Genomic DNA, 21,529 nt, shown 5'->3' on the forward strand with positions numbered 1-21,529 from the left:
GGTAAGACCCGGCGTGGCAATCCCACGCCAGGCACAGCCCGTTGAAACAGGAACCCACCGGAACGCCAGCGGACCAGGGCGCAAGCCCCGTGCCGCAGGCGCGGCCGGAATCCCCTGGCTTTAGCCGGGGGAGGATGTCAAAGTGCCCTGCGTCATCTCGATCCTTCGGTCCGTGTCCTCACTGGCGCAGTCAGTCTCCTGGCCCGGACGGGCGGCCCCGCGGGGCGACACGGCAACTCACCCGCACGAGTGGCCGACACCCGGCCCATCGTCCTGCCGCCTGCTGCTCCTGCCCGAGGGCCGGCAGCCCGTGCTGTGTGCGTGCCGGAGCTTCGAGCCCGGCCGGCCACCGCCGACCACCCGCCGTGGTTCGAGCCAGGGCCACGACGTCGCCGTCACAGCGGGGGAGGCGTTTGCGGTGGCTGCCCTGCTGTCGGACGCGGTGGATCGGCCGCGAATGCTGCGGCCGGCGGGGCGGTACTGCAGGGTGTGACGTGCCCTGGCGTGGGCTGCCGCCGACCCGAGGAGCCGTCAGGGCAGGCGGAGAGTCTGTCCGGTGAGGATGAGGTCGGGGTTGTCGCCGATGGTGTCGGCGTTGGCGGCGTAGAGGGCGGGCCAGCCGCCGGGGACGTCGAGGGCCTGGGCGATGCCGTCGAGGGTGTCGCCGTCCTGCACCACGACCGTGGCGGTGCCATCTTCCGCGGTGCCGGGGGCGGTGGTGTCCGGCGCGGCGGCCGCCGTGCTCTGGCCGGAGAGCGGCTGCGAGACGGTCGGCGGCTCGGCGGCGGGCCGCTGCGCCGGGCGCGGGGCGGGGATGGTGTGGTGGCCGGTGGTGCGGTGGGCGCGGGCGCCGCAGACGGGCCAGGGGGCAAGTCCCCGGCGGGCGGCGAGGTGTTCGGCGACCGTGATCTGCTGCTCGCGGGTGGCGAGGTCGGGGCGGGCCGCGTAGGCGGTGCCGCCGTTGGCCTTCCAGGTGGCCTGGTTGAACTGGAGGCCGCCGTAGTAGCCGTTGCCGGTGTTGGCGTGCCAGCGGCCGCCGCTCTCGCAGGCCGCGACCTTGTCCCAGTCGACGCCCTGCCCGGCGGCAGCGTTCGCCGCGGTGGCGACAGTGCTCGCCGCGGCGGACGAGGCATGCGTGGGGACAGCCTGCACGGAACCGGCGAAGGCGGCCCACAGGCCCGCTGCGCAGGCGAAGGCGAGGAGCAGCTGCAGGATCCGGTGGGCGATGGACACGGCGGAACACACTCCCGAGAGGTCGGCGATCGGGCGGCCGGCACCCCGGGGCACCGCCCTCCCACCGTTGCCACATCCCACCGCGCCCGTCCGGCCGACATCCCACAAGGTCACCCGCCCGGCCGCGTGCGACCACCCGGGCGCACCACGCCACCCGGGACAGGCCGCGTCCTTCCATCCCCGGGCCGAGGAGCGGCGCTCTTGCCGCGGACGCGCCCTGCGGGCAGCCCGGGGCGTTTGCGGCCCCAGACGGTGTGCAGAAGCACCGTGTCCGACAGACGGCCGGCTGGGCCTTGAGGGCTGGATGCCGGGCGCTGGTCCGGCATCCGCCGGCGCGGGTGCCGGGCCGGACATGGCTGCACCCCGCGGGCGAGGACACAGATCCCCGGCCGCTGTCCCGGCGACGGGCCTGCTCGCCCGGATGGTCGGCCCGGCCCGTCAGGGGAGGGGTTCGGCGTGCAGCGGGCCGTGGTGGAGCGGGGTGGGCGTGATCAGCCGGGCCGTGCCGTGGTCGGTGATCTCCACGCGCAGACGGCCGGTCTCGTCGGTGTACACGGGGTGGCCGCCGGGGCCGGTACGGCCGGTGGCGGTGACGACCGTATTGGACTGCGGGGCGTGGCAGCCCGGCCGGCCGGGCAGGATGATCAGGTAGCGGTGCGCGAGTGCCATCTCGATGCTCCCTTCGGGTCTTGCTGCGCCGCACGTGGTGGCGGTGTCCAGACACTACGCCCGCGGGCCGCCGGTGGGGCCTGTGCCTGTGCCGGTATGGCCCCGCCGCCCGGTACGGCCTCGCACACGGAGCGGCCGACACATGGGATGGTGGTGCGCCACGGGACGGGGTCGATCATCACCGCATGCTCCGCCGCGCCCGCCCTCTCAGCCGCCGCGGTCGAAGAGTCCGGTCCGTCCCCGGTCGTGGCCTGCTGCCTGACCTGGAGCACGGAGCGCCTGCTCCCGTGCGGGACGGTGGTGGCCACCACCTGGCACGAACCGGTGTGCCCGGCCGCCCGAACACACCCATGACCGGCCACACCACCGCCGCGGAAGCGGACGACACCGGCACCTGGGCGATGCGGCCCACCCGCCGCCTGCCCGGAGACATCGGCGGCGGGGTCGAGGACGAAGACGCCGGTCTGGAGGCCGCGCTGCTGCGCGAGATCCGTGAGGAGATCGCCGGTGAAGCCACCGACCTGCACCCGTTCCGCGAGCTGACGAACGACAAAGGCGAGGTCGAGCACTTCTACACCGCCCGAATCACCAGTTGGAATTTCGACAATCGAACCGGTCTCGAATTCCGGCGCGACGACCGCGGCGAGTACCTCCTGGAGGAGGTCCCGGTCACGGCCGACGCCGTCGACGCGCTGAACCTGATGCCGCCCCTGATCAAGGAAGCGCTGCGCGACGCGATTGGCACGGGCGATCTCACCTCCGCGCCGTAGAGCCGTGTGGCCTGCGTGGCCCTGGCCTGGCACCGGCCCGCCTCTGCGGTCTGGTGCCAGTCAGCCAGGCCAGAGGCCTCTCCCCGGCCGAGCCGCACCGGAACTGCCGGGCTCCTTCGGCTGCACCGGCCGCAGCTGCGCAGCGGTGTCTTGTGCCCCCGGTGCGAGCGCGAGCACCGGCATCCCCCACAACGCTGCCATCGCGTATCAGGCCCTGACTCTCGCCCAGCGGATCGGAGCGTCCCGCGGCATCCGCCAGGCCGTCGGCCTCACTCTCGGTTTGCAGCCGTACCAGCACGTTCAAGTTGTCGGCCAGTTCCTCGAGGCCATGCGGTCAGCGGTTTGGCCCCACGCTCGGATGGAGCAACTGTCGGATCGGCCTGCCGTGCGCTCGTGGCCCTGTGCTGCGTTCGTGCCTTTGGATGTCCGCGGGAACCCGGTCACCGGGTCTGGCTCAGTGAGGAGTGCGCTGCCGTTCGGACCGGGGCTCATGCCTGCCCGTGTGCCTCGTGGTGTTCAGACGGCAGTGGGTCGGGAGGTCGTGCCGTGGGGCGAACGTCCTGAGGATGCGGCCCGGGGCTCCGGCCGGTTTGCGGGAGGGTCCGGAGGCTGCTCCTGCACAGGGGGTTGATGGGACATTCGCTGGTACGGGTGAGCCCGCAGAGCTCGCCTACGTCGTCGAGCCTGCCGAGCAGACGGAGGCCGCTGCAGGACCGGCTGCCGTTCCGGTGGCGAAGGCGGGGGGAAGGAAGAGCACCCTGTGGAAGACCGCCGCTGGAAGGGCCGGGCGGCGAGAAGCGTCGCCGCTGGGGGTCTGGGCGGGGTGGCAGACGCACCCGGACCGAACGGGCAGAAGCCGCCGGCCGCCGGTGCGAAGAAGACGGCAGCGGGCAGAGCGGCCAAGACGGTGGCCGCTGGAGTGACGCGGGGAATACGGAGACCAAGGCGACCACGCGGAGCGCGGCTGCGGACAGGGCCGAGAAGTCGGCCTGGGCGAAGACGGCGCCGGTCGTATCTGACCAGGCGGTGCCTCAGCTGTCGAAGGGACGGCGGCGGCTGACCGACGCCGATAGGGTGCTCGTCGTTATCCGGCAGGCTGATCAACCTCTGCGGGCCCGCCAGGTGGCAGAGCACCTCGGCCTGGAGAGCACCGGCGGCGCCGTCGACGTGGTGCGCACGATGCTGGAGCGTCTCGCCAGTGGTTCGCGGATCCGGCGCACCGGCCGCGGTCTGTACGCGGCAGCCGACTGATTGGCGAATGACTCCCTGCCCGGCCACCGGCGACTCACCCTCTCTCGGGACCACGACGGCATCTGCCGGGAGTGCGCTGTGCCGAATTCGTACTCGTCCCTGCGGGCGGTCGGCGGTGGCTTCGGCGCCGGTCATCGGGCGGAGTTCGGTGGGAAACTGCGCGGCCCCGGCCGGTGTGGGCGGCGGGGCCACGCAGGCCTTCGGGCACTCCTTGACGCGCCGCGCTCGACCGTCTGGGTTGGTGAGCGGGCTTGACCTCGCCCGGGTGCCGCCGAAGACCACGGCCCGCCCGGAAGGCGGCCGCGACAGCACCGTAGTCCACAGGTGCGACAACGGCGGCCATTCGATCGGATGATGCAGCGCGAGGCGGATCCCCGGCGGCCACAGTCGCGACCGTGTCGCCGGGTGGCTTCCCCTGTAGGAGATCACGCTGGTCGGGGCTGCTCTCGCCGTCGCATTGCCGCGCTCGCGCCGCCAGACTCGGCCGAGCACGGTTTCTGGGTGACGTTCGCCCATCTGCCACCCGGGGTGTGGCACCGCTGGCACGCGCCGGGAACGGCCGAGGACACGGTGTTCCTCGCCGCTGGCGACGGCCCGCAGATCGAGGTCGCCGATGACGGGGCGGCGGGTATGGAGCGGGGTCCGCGCGACCTGTGGGTGGACGCCGCGATGGTGTCCGCTATCAGCGCCGCGGGCCGGACTGCCGCCGGTTTGGAGGGTGCCGAGCTGGACCTGCTGTCCGGTTCCTCGTTCCGGTCACTGCGCCTGGCTGGTGCGCGGCTGTGGTCCGGGATCAGGCTCGGCGCGGCGCGGGCACCCGTGTCACGCGCATCATGCCGTCCGTCGACTGCACAACCTTCCACCCGGCACATGAATCACTAGGTCAGAGCAGACTTCGGCATGCCCACCACTGCCTTCTGCCACAAGCCGTGGGGCCTGGCCGGTGTCGGGCTCCCACTCATGCCGGGTCGGGTTGCGCCGGTTCGGGCCCCGAGCCGGATCCGCGGAGTACGTCGCGCCGATGTGAGTGGCATTGCTGGCCGGTGAGCGGCGATCGCGGCGTCGGCAGCACTCAGCCTTGTTAAACGGACTGACGGTCCGTATGATTCAGGAATCGGACCGACGGTCCGTTTTTCTGTCGCGCTCCGGCCGGACGGGCCGGGCCGCTGCGACGCCGTCGAGCAGAACGGAAGCCTCGAGCATGACAATCCCCGCGACACCCGCAGAGCTGTACCGGCACGGCCTGCAACTGCTGTTGGACAAGGACATCCCCGCCTGGGTGGACCTGTGGCACGAAGACGGCGTCCTCGAATTCCCCTTCGCGCCCGAGGGCTGGCCCCGACGCCTCGACGGCAAGGCGGCGATCGGCGACTATATGCGCCGTTACCCCGACCACATCGACCTGTGCGACTTCCCCGATGTGACGATCCATCAGACAATCACCCCTGGGACGATCGTGGCGGAGATGCGCGGAGTCGGCCGGCTGGTGAAGACCGGCAGCCCGTTCGAGATGACCTACATCGCCGTCGTCACGGTCGAGGACGGGCTCATCAGCTCCTACCGCGACTACTGGAACCCCATCGCCGTGTCTCGGCCCGGCGCCGACTTCGCAGGAATGCACTGATGACGACCTCCCACTCCGTCCTGGTCACCGGGGCTACTGGTACCACCGGCCGCCGCGTCACCGCCGCCCTGCTTGCCGCCGGCCACCGCGTCAGGGCTGCCAACCGGACGGCCACCCCGGTCGAGGGCGCGCACGCCGTGCGCTTCGACTGGAACGAGCCCGCGACCTGGGACGCGGCCGTGGCCGGCGTCGATCGCGCCTACCTGGTCCCGCCCGTCGGATCCTCGGAGCCGGCCACCGTCATGCTGCCCTTCCTCCAGCAGGCCTGCGCGGCAGGAATGCGCCGCGTGGTGCTCCTCGGCTCCTCCGCGATCCCCGCTGGCGGTCCGGCGGTTGGCCAGGTCCACGAGGCCCTGCCCGGGCTGTTCGAGGAGTGGGTGGTATTGCGGCCCTCCTGGTTCATGCAGAACTTCACCGGTGACACCCCGCACGCGCGCTCCATCCGCGAGGCCGGCGCCATCCTCACGGCCTCCGGACAGGGGCGCGTCGGGTTCATCGACGCCGAGGACATCGCCCTCGTCGCCGTGCGGGCTCTCACCGACCGGCAGGCCGCCAACGCCGACCTGATCCTCACCGGGCCACAGACCCTCACCCACGACGACGTCGCTGCGACCATCACCGAGGTCACCGGGCGGCCGGTCGTGCACCGGCACGTGACCTTCGAGCAGTTGCGCGACCGCTGGGCGGCCGAGATCCCGCTGCAGTTCGCCACCATGCTGGCCGGCATGGACCGCGCCATCGCCGCCGGCGCCGAGGACCGCACCACGGATGCCGTCGAGCGCCTCACCGGCCGTCCCCCGGGGACGTTCCGCGCCTTCGTCGAACGGGAGGTCCGATGAACGGTTGAACAAGACGCCGGTACCGCAAGATGCACCCGCCCGGCCCTACACCCCGGCCGCAGCCGATTTCTGCCAGGAGCGGGGCCGCGGTTGCCCACTGCCCCTCGAACACGGAGCGGTCCCGCTCGCGGACCGGAGGAATATCATTCCGGGGCCGGGAGAACCCGAAGACCAAGGAGGAGGCGTGGCCCAGCGCACCGAGCGTGCGGACGCCCTGCGCAACCGCGAAGCCGTCCTGGCCGCCGCCGACGCCCTCTTCGCCGCCAGCAGCAGCCCGCAGGCCGTGTCAATGGATGAGATCGCCGCGGCCGCAGGCGTGGGCAAGGGCACTCTCTTCCGCCGCTTCGGCGACCGCGCCGGCCTGATCGGCGCCGTGATCACCTCGCGCCTGGAGCCCCTGCGGCAGGCGCAGGCTAAGGCGCTGGATGCACCCGGATCGGCTCCGAGGCAGCAGGTGCTGGACCTCCTCGACGCCGCACTCCGGTTCAAGATCGAGAACCGGAACCTGATGTCGGCCGCAGAGGACGCCGGACTCAGCAGTCCGTACCGGGCGGAACACTACGGCTGGTGGCACGAGACGCTGCGTATGGCGCTGGACCGCGTGCCCGGCGTCCGCAATACGGACTTCACCGCCCACGCCCTGCTGGCCGCCGTCCGCGCCGACCTCGTAGCCCACCTGATCGACGATCAGAAGGTGACGCCCGAGGAGATACGGTCCACGCTGGCAGCCTTCGTCGACAACGCCCTCGGTCCCGACCCCACACCATGAGGACTGGTCGGACGGAGGACAGCCACAGCTGCCGACTCCATTACCCGGCCCACGGGGCACCTCGAACCCGCTACTCGGGCCCACGCCGGTAACCGCCGCTTCCGCGCCAGCCGTGCAGGAGAGGGAGTCTGCCAGGGCGTTGTATATGTCCGCGAGGTCAGTGCAATGCCTCGCTTCGAGGGAGGCGACCACGCGGAGAACTTCCAGATGCCGTGGCGTCTTCGTGGCAGCCTCGAGGCCGCTCGGGAAAACAAAGAGGTCCTCCAAGGAGTTGCCGCCGTCGACATCCGCTGAGGACCGCAGCCGAAGATCGACCGCGACAGATACGCGCAGTGGGCGGCGGGTGTTGATGACGTGCCAGGCCGGTTGCCGGCAGCGGCTGGCCGGTATCGGTGAGCGGCGACCCTGGGCTGCTCCGTTCGGGTGATGGCTGGGTTCGACCGGTCGCGCGAATGGGCAGAGCCTGCGGCATGACGACACCCTCGATCAGACGACACCGCCACCGTCGCCGCCGCACGGCCGCGCCCTCCGAGCCTGCTCCTGCCGCTTCGGTCTGCACCGAGCGGCCACCAACTTCGGCACCGAACAGCGGCGACGGGTGCTGCCGGACCTGGTCGAGCGAACGGCTCTCCCAAGACGGCATGATCATTCGAACCACCTGGCACGAACCTGTATGCCAGACCTGGAGACGGCCATGACCGCCCCCCGCAGAGCCGGGCCCGGGCGCCCGATTTCCGCCCGGCACTACGGTGGTCCGCCGCGACATCCACCACGGCAAGGTGTGGTCGGCCCAGCCCTACCGGACGATCACCGACACCGGCAGCGTGCTCCACCTCGCCTACTGGCCCGGCATCCGCTCACTCGCCCCCACCACCTGGACCACCGCGCTGCGCACCGGCGACGACACCACACGCAACAACGGCCTGCACGATCTTGCCGCCGGTACCTGGGAGCTCGGCCCCTGGACCTGGCAGCACACCGTCGTGCAGGCGCGCTTCAAGCCGGGGGACACCTTCTCCCTTCACTACTTCCAGGACCCGGTGACGGCCCGGCCGCTGCGCCTGTATGTGAACTTCGAGCGGCCGGTGGTCCGGACCCGTGCCGGGATCGACACGCTGGATCTGCTCGTGGACCTGGTGGTCGAGCCGGACCTGTCCGGATGGTGGTGGAAGGACCAGGATGAATACGAGCAGGGGCGCCGGCTCGGGTTCGTCACGGACGCCGACCACCGGATGGTCGAGCAGGCCCGCGAACGGGCACTCGGCCTTCTACAGGACCGGGCGGGGCCTTTCGCCGAGCCGTGGCCCGCCTGGACGCCGGATGCCACCTGGCCCCTACCCATCCTGCCGGAAAGCACCATCCTCGGATCCGTGCCCCCTGCTTCGTAACGGCCTATTGGTACGTTCCAGGCGCTGATGCGCTGCGGGTGGCTGCTGTGCGCTCGTAGCCGGATCCGACGACGGCGCCAGCACGAGGGGTGGTTCCGATGCGTTCACGGCCATCCCCACTTCGGTCCTCATCCGGTGACCCCGCAGGTAGGCTCCGCGGCCATGACCCCAGTCCACCTGGCCGGCCCCCGTCTGGCACTGCGCGAGATCGAACCCGAGGACACCGCCGCCCTCCTGGCGATCTACGGCGATCCCGAAGCCACCCGGCACCTCAGCTTCGAGCCCCGCACCCTCGACCAGGTCCAGGCGATCGTCGACCGCTCGATGAACTCGGCGAAGGACAGCCCAAGGACCGAGTGCGGCCTCGCTGTCACCCACCTCGGCGAGCACCGGCTGACCGGGTATGCCCGCCTGGCCACGGAACCCCAGCAGGCCGCCACCATCGGCTTCGCCCTCCACCAGGCGGAGTGGGGCCTCGGACTGCGCGGCGGCCACCCAGTGGCGGGTCGAGAGCTGGCTGATGCCCCTGATCGCCACCAGCTCGGCCGCCGAGAGTAGCCACGCGGCGACGGTGTAACGGCATTCGCACAATCCGATGAACGCATGCCCGGTCATTGCGCAGATCCAGAGGTGGAAGTCGCCGGCACCCTGCTGGCCGACCCGACGAGTGTGCAGCGCGTGGCTTGTGAGGACGGGTTGGCGTCGAAGAAGATCTCGCCGGCGAGTCGACAGAGGTTGCCAACCAGGTGGCAAAGTGTGCACGGCTCCGCTGCGAGCCTCACCCGGGCACTCCCAGCGGGCCGCGCTGCACGAAGGCGCATCCGCCCTTCGGCCGATGCTGAGAACGGATCGAGGGCCCGCAGCAGATCGCCTGCTGCGGGCCCTCGGCTTGCGGCTACAGGCCGCGGCTGGCCATCAGGTCGACCAGCTCCGGCAGCGCCTTGGCTTCGCGCTGGAGGAAGAACACCTTCGCCCCGCGCCGATCCACGATGCGCAGCAAGTCCCAACCCTGCGCCTCCTGGTAGTAGCGGGCGAGCTGCTCCTGCCCCGTGCCGCGGCGAACCCACGCGAGGCCCTGCTCCGCCGCACGGTTCAACGCCCACCAAGCGATCAGCCGACCGAGGCGATGCGAGTTCGGCACGGTGAACGTGGTGGCAAGGAAGAGCGTCGGCTCTGCCGCTCCTCATCGCTGAACGCGAACTCGGGCAGCGCCTCGTTGCCGTAGGTGGAGGTGCAGCCGACGACGCCCTCGGTCTCATGCTCGAGCACCCACACAGGGAAAGCCGGGTTACCCGCCTGCGAGCTGTACTTGTCCGCCATCTCCGCGCACTCACTGGGTCCTCGCGCGGACAGTCACGCGGAGCGGGACCGCACCATCTTGGCGATCGGCTTGGCATCGGAGGCCCTCGCCTGGCGCATCTGGTGCATCCGATCTCTTCCTGGCGCATTCCGGGTCAGCGTAGATCGGCCGGGTGCCTCTGATCGTGGGATTGTGAAGTCGGCGCGCCGACGCAGTCCAGGGGCGGATACAGTGCCGCCGGGACGCCTTCAGGCCTGGCCGCCGACCGGGGTCAGAGAGGGCCCGCGGGGCCTGCACGACTCCCGGTGTTCGAGTGAGTGTTCGAATTATTGCTGTTCGGTCACACCCTCGTGCAAGCGGCAGACGCCGTCAGCGGCAAGCGCTAGCCTGAGACCAAATGGGGGGATGGCACTGCGTGCCGAACGGCCCCCGCCGACACCACCCGGCGGGCCAGTCGTTACGGTGTAGACAGAGCCAGTGAAGGAGGCGACAGTCATGGCCAACGTGAGGGATGTAGCCGCATACATCCTCGACAAGCACGGGCCGATGTCCGCCATGAAGCTCCAGAAGCTCTGCTACTTCGCCTACGGCTACCACCTCGCATGGGAAGACCGCAGCCTGTTCCCGGAGCGTTTCGAGGCCTGGGCCAACGGGCCGGTCGCCCCCGAGCTGTACGCCCTGCACCGCCGCCGCTTCCAGCTGAACGCCGGCGATATCACGGGCGACCCCGCTGCCCTCGACCAGGGCGAAGCCGAGTCCGTCGACCTGGTCCTCGATGCCTTCATTGGCTACTCCGCCCACGAGCTGTCGGCCATGACCCACCAGGATGGGCCCTGGGTCATCGCACGCCAGCGTGCCGGCGTCGCAGACCTGGATCGCAGCAGGGAGCCCCTCCTCGACGAGGACATGGAAGACTTCTTCGGTGCGCTGGTGAACCGCAGCGCTAACTGACCTGAGTCGGGGGACGGCAAGCACGTGGCGAAGAAGCGCCCCGTCGGGGGGAAGAGCGTCGGTCTGCCGGGGCCGATCAGCGTCGGCAAGAACGTCGGCAACACGAAGGACCTCCTTCCGAACGCCAGCACCACCAACGATCGGCTGACCTGGCGCTTCACCCACATGGACCACGACAGTCGCTGGTGCTTCGACGGCGCCACGTCGGCAGAGGTCTGCGAGCTGCTGCGGAAGCTGAAGGACTTCGAGTCCATGACGATCGCGGAGCTCCGCCAGACCTGGAGAACCTTCAAGGAGTACGACCTGCCCGGAGGTCTCTGCAATGACGCCCTGAACCGGCTCGTCGAGATCGGCCGCGATGACATGACCAAGATCCAGCGCCTCGAACTCACCGGCCTCCAGCGACTGTACGGCTTCCTGGACGGACACGTCTTCCACGTTGTCTGGTGGGACCGTCGACACGAGGTATACCCCTCCAAGCTCAAGAACACTTGAGCCCTGTCCGGGAGGGGCGGAGCCTGGTCACTACTGCCGCCTGCGCCGACTGTCCGGCCGAGCGCCTGCCACACTGCTGCTCCCGGTCGCAGGCAAGGAGGTCGAGGATCGACAGCGGGGCGTGAGCCAGAACCGCTGCCAGTTGTCCGGGAGCAGTTCCAGACCTCCATGTTTCGTACGGAGTTCGGCCATGGAGATCCGCCGCTGCTAGGTGTCGTCAACGTCGTGCCATGCCTCTGCGTGCTTCTCCCGCTCCTGCTTCACCGCGGCGGGGAGAGGGTGGTAGTCCTCTCTGGTCTGCGGCACGTTGCTGGCCAGGCTGGCATTCAGTTGCCGAGGTCGCGGCGCGGGAAATGGCTCATCCGTTGCAGCAACGATTGGCGCGACACAGTGGTCCTGGTGGAGCAATGGCGAGCAGCGCGTCATCTCTTCGACGAGCATGGTTGCAGTGAACAGTTCCCCCGCGTTTTCCTGTACATCATGACGGCTGGCACGCATGCAAATTTGAGGTACCGACGCGAGTACGCCGGACTCAGCATCGAGGAGTTTGCTGAGCTGGTCGGCGTCACCACTCGCGCCGTCCGCTACTGGGAGACCGGCCGGCGGGAGATCGGCGACCGCTACTTTGGTCGTGTGCTGGCCGTGCTGGGCTGTGATGCCCAGGCGATCGGAGAGCGCCGACGCGGTGAGGAGACCCTGCGCGACCTGCGGCGGGGAGCTTCACTCAGCGCCGAGCAGGTAGCCGCGCATCTGCGCAAGCAGCGCACCACCGCCCACATGAAGATCACTGCTGACAAAGTCCGCGCCTTGGAGCAGGGAAACACTGTCCCCGGCCGGCCGTGGCGGTCAGTGCAGGACTGCGGGACGATCGCCAGGGCTCTTGCCAACCTGTACCGGGTTCCTACCCGCCTGCTGGCCGACGCGTGGCGGAGGACGAACTCGACCGTTGCCGCGCCGGATCTCGCCCCAGCGTCGAAACGCGCTCCGTCCGAGGGCGCACAGCAAGCCTGGGATGCTCTGAACGAACGCCAACAGCTCTACCTTCGTGAGCTGTTCCACCAAGACCAGGAACACGAGCAGCAGCAGGCACAACGACACCTCGATGGTGTCCCTTACATCCCGGTGGTCGAGTGGCGCAGGCTGTTGTTCTGCCTGCATGCCCCCGCGTCAGTGGTCGGCTACAGCCCCGCGCAGGAGCGCCTGCGTGCGGCTGGTGTTCACGATCCGGGGGCTGGTTCCTCCCTGAGCGCGCTGGAGCGTCGTGGTCTGATCGTGTGCCACCACGACGCCGTGCGTGTCGAGCCGATCGGGGAGGTGAGGAGAACGCGTGTGGAGCTGACCCGTGCCGGGCGGTCAGCCGCTCGTGCCGGACTTGGTATCGAATGCCCGGCGACACCACCGGGAATGCTGTCCGAGTGGTTGTGGCGCGTCCTGGTGCGGGTCATCACTCGTGCGCCGATTTCCGACGGAGACGTTCCAGGCCGGGGCACTCACTATCTCGCGGTCGGTCACTCCATCCGCAAAGGGGTGCCGTCGCGGGGTTTCATCGAGCACCGGCAACCCCATGGCGCCGTGGGAGGGCCGCACTACTGGTACCCGACCCGTTCGGGGATCAGCCACGCCGCCGATCACCTCGCCGTGTACCGGGAGCTGTACCCGCGCGTCAACACCGAAGGGCTTGAAAGACATCTGAGTGAACCAATGTGACGGAGCGTGGAGAACTGTTCACGCTCCCGCGTCTAGACTCCGTCCCGTGGACGACGATCCAAGCGAGCCGCCCGGACGGCGGGACAACGGCACCATCCTCCTTGAGGTCGTGAAGGCGTTCGAGGTCTGCTCCAACGCCGCGACTCATGCCGACCTGAAACCGGCGGAAAGAGTCGAACGACTCCTGCAGGCCCACAGCTCCCTGATGGCCGCATTTGGCCCTGGGCACCGGGTAACCTTCGCTGACATCCTGGACCGCCTCAGCGGCAACCACGCTGGAATGCTCGACGGGCTCATCCCCTCATGGCTCGATGCCACGGATCTCGGCGGGGTCAGACTTCTGGACCCCGAAGGCATCCCGACCGCAGGCGGCTTCGACTTCCGCCACGAGGCCGAACTGGTTCGCTGGAAGGCATCGAAGCTCGGCAAGCAACCCGAAGGCGTCACGGCGCAGGGCCTCGATGCGGAGTACAGCCAGGAATCCGTCTTCAGGTCCATCAAGGGCGACTTCTACCAGCGCCACCGCACCACGCTGATCACCTGTCCTGTTGTCCCCACCAGCGAACTGCCGGATCTGCTTCTGCCGATCCAGGCCAACCGCTTCTACCAGCCGGTCGAGCAATACGCCCAGTATCAGGGATGGTTCTTCCCGTGCACGGCATGCCGATGGCCGATGAAGATCACCCTCGCCGGCAGTGGCCGACGAGCTCGGGGGACCGTGCAGTGCCTCTACCCTTGGCACGCCGACACCGGGTCGGTGTACGTCTTCACCCCTACCTCGGGCAGCGAGCCGCCCGTTCTGAACCCGGCCTTCGAATGCCGGCAGCCGTCCGCACGTCACGCCCGGCTGTGGACCGGCACACTTCCCCCCATTCCGCAGCCTCTTCGGGCGTCCGAGTACCTGGCGCTGCACCGGGCGGTGTGGCGCTACACCACTGTGTCCGGGCTGCCGGAACTGAAAATTCACCAAGCCCTCGAAGAAGATCTGGCCGGCACCGGCTACACCCCAGCGTTGTGGCCGTTCAACGACACCTTCGACCACGCTGTGATGAGCCCGAATCGCGACGTTCTGTTCAGCGCGGACTTCAAGGACTACACCTGGCAGAACCACCTGATCACCAAGGTCCACAGGGATGCCGGCGACGGAGGCGGAGCGAAGTGGCTCATCGTCCCCGACCACCGGAGCGAACAGGTCGATCACCTCAACGCCGCCGGGCGCCTCTACGACCTGCAAGCGATCACTGCGACCGACTACCTGACGATGGTCGTTCAGAAGGTCAAGGAGAACCCCCGCGATGGCCGATGAGCGACGCGCCGACGAAGCAGCAGTCATGTCAGTGCTCGCGCTGACCGCCCATTACTTCCCCCGCACCGGCTCCAACGGGAAGGTGGTGGCCGCCTTCCGTGATGCGACGTTCTTCGCCCACCGCAAACCTCAAGCCTGGTCCGGGTGGCCCACCCTCACCACAACTGAGCGCAACCTGATCCGACAGGTCATGTTCCTCACCCCGCCGGAGTGGGCCAGTGAACAGAAACTCAAGAGCGCCGTCCTGGACCTGATCGGTGCGTTCACCCTCGACGACGACCCCGACGACAGGTCCGGAGGCACGATCATCCTCGACGGCGACGACCCGTTCCAAGCCGACGCTGCCCACGTCCGCGCTGGCAGTGACTTCCTCGGCTACGCGCACAGCCGGACCGATCAGTTCTTTACGTGGGGGAAACGGCGCCGCGCCCACCCCTTCGCCGGCCCCGGCACGTGGAAGACGCGTACCGCCCATCTCGGCGAGAAGCACGGCGTCACCCGCCGCCAGATCACCTTCCACCGCACCGGATCGTTCCGCGAAGCCCCGGGGCACGAAGCGCTGCCCACTCTCACCACCCGCCCCTACCGAGAGCGTATCGCGCCCATCGTCGAGGAGCTGCTGCACATCGCCGAACTCCTCGACGGCCAGGACCCCGACAAGGCCTATCTGCACAACACCCTGACCAAGTTCTTCAAGCAGCTGCAGACCGCCGACGACACTCTGACGGAGTTCGCCATGATCTCCGGCCTGGTGAACCTCCTCAACGCGCCTACAGCCAGCGGGAAGACCGTGCTCACTCGCGTTCTCGCGTCATGGGCGGCCTTCCACGGGTTCCGTATCGCCCTGGTCGTCCCCGACGTGGAGTCGACCCTCGACATGCGATGGACCATCGCCAACGACTTCGCATGGCTTCGTAAGAAGAAGCACCTCAAGAAACTTCACACGGTAGCCGCGCTGTTCTCGCCCCGGGGCATGTACCGCCGTGCCCTGACCCGCGCCGCGTTGAACTCAAACCTGGAGATCACCGCGTGGCAGACGCGCCGGAAGGCTGATATCGGGCTGCTCGCCTACGGCTGCGGACAGCGCCCCCTCATGGAACCCCACGACCTTTATCCGCACGGTGAAGAGAACTGCTTCACCCTGACCGCCGTGGGCGAAGGCGGTGAGACCCCGCACGCCTGCCCGTTCGTTCGGGACTGCGGGAAGTTCGCCCAGTTCTACGATGCCCAGGACGCGACGGTCATCGTCACCAGCCACGCGAATCTGATGGCCGGTACGACGCGCATCGGGATGGTCCTCGATGGCCAGGAGGTCCGTGGACGACCGCGGGGTACGGCCGGTCTGACCGTGCTGGAGACCGTTCTCCGCGGCTGTGACGCGGTCGTGATCGACGAGATCGACGCGTTCCTGTCCACCGTCATCAGCTCCTGCGTGACGGAGACCACCCTCGCATCGCGCCGCGTCGAATCCGACCTCTGGAACATCGGCAAAGACTTCCGGCGCCTTCCCACCTTCCACGCCTCGCAGATCCTCAACTCCCTCAGCCACGCCGACCACATGGCAACCTCCGTATTGCTGTGGTCGATCGCGAAGAACGGCATCAAGCTGAATCCCGGCGCTGTCGACGACGGTTCGAAGGGGGCGAGCCGCGACAACGCCGGCTGGCGCATGGCCAAGTCCAGGGACCGGGAGATCCTTGCCCTCCTTTTTCCCGGCGAGGCCGTGAAAAGCGGCCCGATCGCCTCCAGCCGGCTCGCGTTCCTCGATGACCTGATGCCCGATCGATGGCACGAGGACGACCGAGACAGCGAACCGGAGATGCCCGACGGAGCAACGGACTGGGACGGTGTCCAACAAGCGCTCCGGGCAGTTGTGGCTCCGCGCGGCGACACATACTTCGCAGAGGTCAAGACCGACCTTCACGATCTTCTGTCGAAGACGGTGGAAGACGGTCAGCAGCGTGCCGCGCTGATCAACCTGTTGATCTCCCGCGCCGTCCTGCTCGACCTCGAGTCATCACTGAGGGAGCTGCGATGCCAGGCGCAGTCGGCTCGCCATCTCGATCTGGCATCGGTAAGGAAGATCCTCGACGCCATCGAGTCGTCCGCCGTCGCCGGCCTCTACCCGACGGCGATGCTCGGCTCCGCGATCAACGGCTTCCAGCTCAAGGGCATGGACCACCGCGAGACCAGCGCCGAGCTGATGTCCCGCTTCATCGGCGGCGATCCGCACACGTTCGTCTCCGAGCTGGGTGGCCTGACCGCGCTGTTGTCGGCCGGCGTGGAACGGCCGATCCTCGGCCTGTCCGCTACCAGCTACTTTCCGCAGGCCGTCAGCGAGCACGTTCACGCCCCTGTGCGCTGGTGGATTCCCGACGTACGTCCAAGGTCGATCACCGTGCTCGCCGACCCCGTCCACCGGGACGGCAAGGAAGGCAAGGAGGCGATCCGCGTCGGCGGCATCTACGCCGAGCACAAGCCGGCAGTCCTGCGGGAACTTGGCCAGGCGATGTACGAGCAGAAGATCCAGCGACGCCTGAAGAAACTCAAGAACAGCAAGCCCAATCAGGCCAGGGCGCTTCTCGTGACGAACTCCTATGAGCAAGCGGCGCACCTCGCCTCCGGGGTGGCAATGGCCGAAGGTCTCGCCCACCGCGTCTGCGTACTGATCAAGAGCCATGACCAGCCACAGGATTACGAGAAGAACATCCCCGCGCACGTGACACGACTCACGCGCGAGGAACTGCACCAGTTCCCCGACCTCGGAGAGATCCTGGTGGCTCCCCTGCCACTGGTCTACCGGGGTCTGAACATCGTGGTCGGCGTTCGCTCGGCCGTCCACGACGTCTACCTCTGCACACGCCCGTACCTGAGCATCGAAGCCACGGCATGGCTGCACGCCAGCGTGAACGCCGCAGGCGTGAACGCCCTGCCACCGGGCGGCAGTGACAAGCCGGTGGAAGCGATCCGGGCCGCGCAGGATGCCGCCTGGGCACGCCTGATGATGATCCTCCGGTCACCGGCGAACTTCTCGAACATCACCACTGACCTGCAGGAGGAGCTGGTCGCGACGATGATCGTGCAGCTGATCCAGCTGGCCGGCCGGGGCCGACGCGGCGAGACCGACATGCGGCTGTTCATCGTCGACGAGTCCATGAACGACGCGTCGTTCAGCGCCGGCATGGCGGCGATCATCCGCCGCATCGAACAGAGTTGGAGCCCCGAGCAGCGCACAGTCATGGAGGAGCTGTACGGGGAGGCTCTGAAGGCGTTCCTGGCCTACGCGGACATGAACAAGTAGGCAACGTGACGCCGGCACCAGGCCGGCATCGAGGAAGAAGGACGAGGTACCCGACCCATGGCGCGAAGCCGTGACCTGACCGCACCCACCACCACGATCCTGTGCACCGAAGCGCTATTGAAAGGCATGACGGCGCAGGTCTGGGAGTTCAGCGAGATCACCCAGCAGACGTGGAAAGGGCTGGAAGGGCAGGCCCGGGACGCACGCAAGCAGGCGCAGAAGGGGGACGACCGGGACCTGTTCCTGCTGCCGTACTCGATCGTGGTGAACGTTCTCCAGCAGATCACGGACGGGTACGTGTACCTGGACAAGTACCTGCGGTTCATGGTCGCTCTCGACGACATCGAACCGAAGGCGCTGCGGAAGGTGTTCACCTACCTCGAAGGCATCGTCCGAGGGATCCCGGTCGACGAGATTCCGCTGCGGGTCGAATCCGAGCTGGCCGACCTGGTGGCCAACACCGACAGCGTCACCAGAGACCTTGCTGACGTGATCCTGCCCGCCGAAGGAGCCGCGTACGCCGATCCGCCGTCATGGGCGTACCAGGCCGTGCGGTGGCACCTGGCGAAAAAGCTGGCAGCCGTTCCCTTCATCGACCGAGAGATCGAACCCGTGAAGAAGCCGGAGATGGCGAAGGACGCCAACGGCAAGCCGTTGAAGGATGAAGACGGCAACCCGGTGCCAAGGACCGATGAGGCCGGCAACCCGGTGATGCGGACCGGAGCGTGGAAGCCGACCGGGAACACTGCAACGCTCCGGTACCGGCCGGACAGCTCCGGAGACCTGATCGCATGGGACCACCCGATCGGGCCGACGTTCGCCAAGCTGCCACACCCCCTGACGAGAGAAGCCATGGACGCGGGCTACCCAGAGAACCCGTCGGCAGCAGATGCGCAGTACTCGCTGTCGCGGATCTCGGTGGGCATGAGCACCCATCACGGACGCCCGGAGCCGGTCATCAATCTCGGTGCACACATGCGGCGCGTCAACGACACGCTGGTGTGGTCAAAGACGATCATGGTCGACCGCGCAACCGGTCCGGTGCTGCTGGTCAGCCTGGACGGCAGGAAACTGAATCGCACGAACCGGCTGGCGCTTGAGATCCTGGCGAAGCTGGACGCCGACGCCACGGCACTGGAGACGCTTGACGGGCGGGTGCGGGCAGAGATCGCTGAACTCGACGCATCCAAGGGCAATAACGGCCGGGTACGCCGCGTCACGGAGAAACCGGGAATGATCCGTCCGCTCATTCCCAAGCAGCGGTCCTTCCAGGTCGGCAGTGGCGCGGGCCTGCACCATCACGAGCTGCTGCACGAGTTCGCCGCGCGGGCGCTCGGCGACAAGGCGACCTTCCTGGCCCTCACCAACGTCCCCGGCGTGTTCTCCAACCGGATTCACAGCCTCAGAAGCGACGAGAAGAAGCAGCGCAAGGAAGCCGGCGAATTCCTGAACCTCTGTGCGCTGCCAACCCCCGCCGCGGTACGCGACTCGATCCAGGACCAGGACCTCGACCGGCTTCTGATCGTGTGCCTGTGGTACAGGGAGGAGACCAGGCTGCGGATGATCAGCGCCCTCGCGTTCTCGAACGGCGCCGACGTGGACATGGACCCCACCGATGGGGAGATCGTTGCCCTCGCCGACGGCGTGGAAGCGGTGTTCGTCCGCGCGACGCGACTTCTCGCGCATGGCACGGAGGACGGGCGTATCGACGCTGCACGGGACATCGTCGACCGGTACGCGAAGCCGGGAGTGATGATCGCCGCCTGGTGCGAGACAGAGATCCCGGGGGCCGGCGAGAAGCACAAGGGGATGAAGCCGGCCGAGGTCCGCAAGGATCTGGCGGACAACGACGCGAAGTTCCAGGTGCGCCGCGCGTTCGCGACCGAGACGGTTCCGAGTCAGAACATTCTCGGGATCAAGACGACCTACGACAAGGCGGGCCACAAGGTCCACAAGGTGCAGGGCGTCCCGAAGGACCGCAACAAGGATCATCCCGCGTTCATGGGTTTGCTGGACCTGTACCGGTCGTGCGGTGTTATCGACGAGCGGTACGAACAGGCCCTGTACGCGCCGGGTGACTCCTTCGAGATCCCGCGTATCGCGTTCGTCGGTCTCCACGTCCGACGACAGGGGAAGAGCGCTCTGTTCAGGGGTGAGCCGAAGCGCGTCGTCATGGCGACCTGCTTCATCCCGCCGACAGAGCCAGGAGGCCAGTGGCGCATGCTCGGCTGGTCGAACCTGGCCATGCGCTGGGAACCGTACCGGGTGGCCCAGGCCGAGTGCCACGCGCTGAACTACCCCAACCACAGTGGGACCGGAGACGGGACCACCGATGTCGCACGATGGGCTGAGGCCGGCCGGGATATCAACGAGTGCCTGAAGGACCTCGTGCTGGAAGAGCTCGACGGCATGCCGTACACGGTGATGCTCGACGGGCACGGGGCGCGGCGGATCTTTCCCGGCCTGCACAACAATAAGCAGGGCATGGACCCGTTCGACTCCTACGGCCGGGTGTGGCTTCCCGGCCACGGTCTGCCGGACTACATGCAGCCGGCGGGGATCGTACGGGTGAACTGCATGTCGGGGGAGATGCCCAGCATCGCCTACCTCTCGTACGCGAACGACGACCGGATCAAGATGAGCAGCGAACTGTTCCGCCCCTCGGATGCGGGCCCGGACTCGTCGTGGTGGGTCGTCACCGAGCCGAGGAACTACGGCAAGACCCGGTTCGGACAGTGGAAGACCCGTTGGCGGGCTCTGCCCGAGAAGGTCGGAACGCAAACGGAGAGCGAGTTGAAGGCACCCTGGTACTCGATGACCTGTCGCGAGATCACGCCGATGTTCGTCCGTGGTGAAGGGCTGACGCGCGAGGGACTGGCGGTGGCCACCGCCCGGATGTGTGATCAAGCGTTGTCGTGGTCGGACCGCACCAAGTATCCCGCTCCACTGCACGCAGCCCTTCAGATGGATCTTGACCACCCGAACTTCAGGCGCTCGGCTCCGCGTGAGTACGAAGACCGGACGATCCTCAGCGAGGCAGTTGAGGGCCTCGATCTGGCTGACAGCGATTGAGTGGGGGCGAATCCCTGGACCTTCTGCCTACAGGTGCAGCCGAAAAGCGTTCGGTCCGATGGTCGAGCGTGAGACAGCCGAGGAATTGCGGTTGCCGACCGTTACCTTCTTCGGTCGGCGCCCACTTCGTCACTCGCACGCTGATGGTGGGCGCAGTCACACCGATGTGTCGTTCTGGTTTGTTCTGCGTGCTCGCCGGCAGGAGGTCAGCTGGTTCGACCCCGGCGAGTACACCGCCGTGGAGTGGCTGCCCTGGCGCCGGGTGCTCGCGGAGCCCATCCAGCGACTCGACCCGCACATGCACCGGTTCACCCGCAAGCTCCTCGCTGCGGCGACGGTCGGCTGACTTCGCGGGCATTCGGCCGCGAGGGCCCTCGGGTAGCGAGATCGGTGGCCCGTGGTCGCGGTCTGCCCGCCCCGTACGACGACGAGAATGCGCAGCGCCCGGCCGGGCGCTCAGCATCCGAGCGAACTCGAGGTGATTCAGTGACCGACCAGCAGACGGCGGGCAGCACGGTTCGGGAAGTGACCGCGAGCACGTTCCTCCTGCGCCGCGACGCGGGCCAGTGGAGCGTGGGACTGATCTGGCACGACCGGCTGGGCAGCCACATGCCTGCCGGCGGCCATGGCGAGGTCGGAGAGGGAGTGCACGACGCCGCTGTCCGCGAAGTCTGGGAGGAGACCGGCCACACGGCCCGCCTCATTCCCAGGCCCGCGGCACCCACTCCGGCCGGTTTCCCCCACCGCCTGGTTCCCGCTCAATGCCGTTGCTTGAGTCAGTGAACTATTGCCGGTCGCAGGGTGATGACCTTGGGCGCGACGCGTCGTGTCGGCTGCCGGTCATGGGTGCTGAC

20 protein-coding genes are annotated in these 21,529 nt (G+C 68.2%); 16 read left to right on the forward strand and 4 right to left on the reverse strand.

All coding sequences use genetic code 11. The annotated features are described in order from the left end of the window. Positions 1-531: 531 nt before the first annotated feature. Both AB0442_RS37080 and AB0442_RS37085 read right to left on the reverse strand, forming a co-directional pair. Positions 532-1,233: a transglycosylase family protein gene (locus AB0442_RS37080; RefSeq protein WP_366167948.1), complete on the reverse strand. Its 702-nt coding sequence runs from the start codon at positions 1,231-1,233 to the stop codon at positions 532-534. A 438-nt stretch (positions 1,234-1,671) separates the two neighbouring features. Next, on the reverse strand, positions 1,672-1,902 hold the full coding sequence (locus AB0442_RS37085) for a DUF6296 family protein (protein ID WP_366167949.1): 231 nt from the start codon (positions 1,900-1,902) through the stop codon (positions 1,672-1,674). 350 nt (positions 1,903-2,252) lie between these two features. On the opposite strand from AB0442_RS37085, the gene AB0442_RS37090 reads away from it, so the two are divergent. The 8 genes from AB0442_RS37090 (at position 2,253) to AB0442_RS37125 (ending at position 9,101) form a co-directional block, all read left to right on the forward strand. Further along, complete coding sequence (locus AB0442_RS37090) at positions 2,253-2,672, forward strand: NUDIX domain-containing protein (RefSeq protein WP_366167950.1); 420 nt, start codon at positions 2,253-2,255, stop codon at positions 2,670-2,672. 1,122 nt (positions 2,673-3,794) lie between these two features. Continuing rightward, the gene (locus tag AB0442_RS37095) at positions 3,795-3,923 is read left to right on the forward strand and encodes a hypothetical protein (protein ID WP_366167951.1); all 129 of its coding nucleotides are present in this window, start codon (positions 3,795-3,797) and stop codon (positions 3,921-3,923) included. A gap of 501 nt (positions 3,924-4,424) precedes the next feature. Next, positions 4,425-4,805, forward strand: a complete 381-nt coding sequence (locus AB0442_RS37100) for a hypothetical protein (protein WP_366167952.1) — start codon at positions 4,425-4,427, stop codon at positions 4,803-4,805. Positions 4,806-5,124: 319 nt separating this feature from the next. Continuing rightward, entirely contained in the window at positions 5,125-5,547 is a 423-nt protein-coding gene (locus AB0442_RS37105) for a nuclear transport factor 2 family protein (RefSeq protein ID WP_366167953.1), read from the forward strand. Beyond that, positions 5,547-6,386, forward strand: a complete 840-nt coding sequence (locus AB0442_RS37110; protein WP_366167954.1) for an NmrA family NAD(P)-binding protein — start codon at positions 5,547-5,549, stop codon at positions 6,384-6,386. Before AB0442_RS37105 ends, AB0442_RS37110 begins: the two co-directional genes overlap by 1 nt. Positions 6,387-6,570: 184 nt before the next feature. Then, a complete protein-coding gene (locus tag AB0442_RS37115) occupies positions 6,571-7,155 on the forward strand; it encodes a TetR/AcrR family transcriptional regulator (protein ID WP_366167955.1) in 585 nt (194 codons plus the stop codon). 824 nt (positions 7,156-7,979) lie between these two features. Next, positions 7,980-8,543 (forward strand): DUF402 domain-containing protein, encoded by a 564-nt coding sequence (locus AB0442_RS37120; RefSeq protein WP_366167956.1) that lies wholly within the window; start codon positions 7,980-7,982, stop codon positions 8,541-8,543. Between the two features lie 162 nt (positions 8,544-8,705). Then, entirely contained in the window at positions 8,706-9,101 is a 396-nt protein-coding gene (locus AB0442_RS37125) for a GNAT family N-acetyltransferase (RefSeq protein WP_366167957.1), read from the forward strand. Positions 9,102-9,438: 337 nt separating this feature from the next. Here the strand turns inward: AB0442_RS37125 and AB0442_RS37130 are convergent, their stop codons facing one another. Then, the gene (locus AB0442_RS37130; protein WP_366167958.1) at positions 9,439-9,684 is read right to left on the reverse strand and encodes a hypothetical protein; all 246 of its coding nucleotides are present in this window, start codon (positions 9,682-9,684) and stop codon (positions 9,439-9,441) included. Further along, on the reverse strand, positions 9,654-9,863 hold the full coding sequence (locus AB0442_RS37135; RefSeq protein ID WP_366167959.1) for a hypothetical protein: 210 nt from the start codon (positions 9,861-9,863) through the stop codon (positions 9,654-9,656). Before AB0442_RS37135 ends, AB0442_RS37130 begins: the two co-directional genes overlap by 31 nt. A gap of 475 nt (positions 9,864-10,338) precedes the next feature. On the opposite strand from AB0442_RS37135, the gene AB0442_RS37140 reads away from it, so the two are divergent. From AB0442_RS37140 to AB0442_RS37175, 8 genes are all read left to right on the forward strand, one after another. After that, a complete protein-coding gene (locus AB0442_RS37140) occupies positions 10,339-10,794 on the forward strand; it encodes a type II toxin-antitoxin system antitoxin SocA domain-containing protein (RefSeq protein WP_366167960.1) in 456 nt (151 codons plus the stop codon). A gap of 24 nt (positions 10,795-10,818) precedes the next feature. Then, entirely contained in the window at positions 10,819-11,289 is a 471-nt protein-coding gene (locus AB0442_RS37145; RefSeq protein WP_366167961.1) for a hypothetical protein, read from the forward strand. 399 nt (positions 11,290-11,688) lie between these two features. Further along, the gene (locus tag AB0442_RS37150) at positions 11,689-12,996 is read left to right on the forward strand and encodes a helix-turn-helix transcriptional regulator (RefSeq protein ID WP_366167962.1); all 1,308 of its coding nucleotides are present in this window, start codon (positions 11,689-11,691) and stop codon (positions 12,994-12,996) included. A gap of 46 nt (positions 12,997-13,042) precedes the next feature. Next, a complete protein-coding gene (locus AB0442_RS37155) occupies positions 13,043-14,302 on the forward strand; it encodes a hypothetical protein (protein WP_366167963.1) in 1,260 nt (419 codons plus the stop codon). After that, a complete protein-coding gene (locus AB0442_RS37160) occupies positions 14,292-17,603 on the forward strand; it encodes a hypothetical protein (RefSeq protein WP_366167964.1) in 3,312 nt (1,103 codons plus the stop codon). Before AB0442_RS37155 ends, AB0442_RS37160 begins: the two co-directional genes overlap by 11 nt. Positions 17,604-17,660: 57 nt before the next feature. Continuing rightward, positions 17,661-20,675 (forward strand): RNaseH domain-containing protein, encoded by a 3,015-nt coding sequence (locus AB0442_RS37165; protein WP_366167965.1) that lies wholly within the window; start codon positions 17,661-17,663, stop codon positions 20,673-20,675. 58 nt (positions 20,676-20,733) lie between these two features. Next, a complete protein-coding gene (locus AB0442_RS37170) occupies positions 20,734-21,021 on the forward strand; it encodes an NUDIX domain-containing protein (protein ID WP_366167966.1) in 288 nt (95 codons plus the stop codon). Between the two features lie 140 nt (positions 21,022-21,161). Beyond that, entirely contained in the window at positions 21,162-21,458 is a 297-nt protein-coding gene (locus AB0442_RS37175; RefSeq protein ID WP_366167967.1) for an NUDIX domain-containing protein, read from the forward strand. Positions 21,459-21,529 lie beyond the last annotated feature (71 nt).

The sequence above is a fragment of the Kitasatospora sp. NPDC085895 genome, assembly GCF_040702125.1.
Lineage (GTDB): Bacteria > Actinomycetota > Actinomycetes > Streptomycetales > Streptomycetaceae > Kitasatospora > Kitasatospora arboriphila.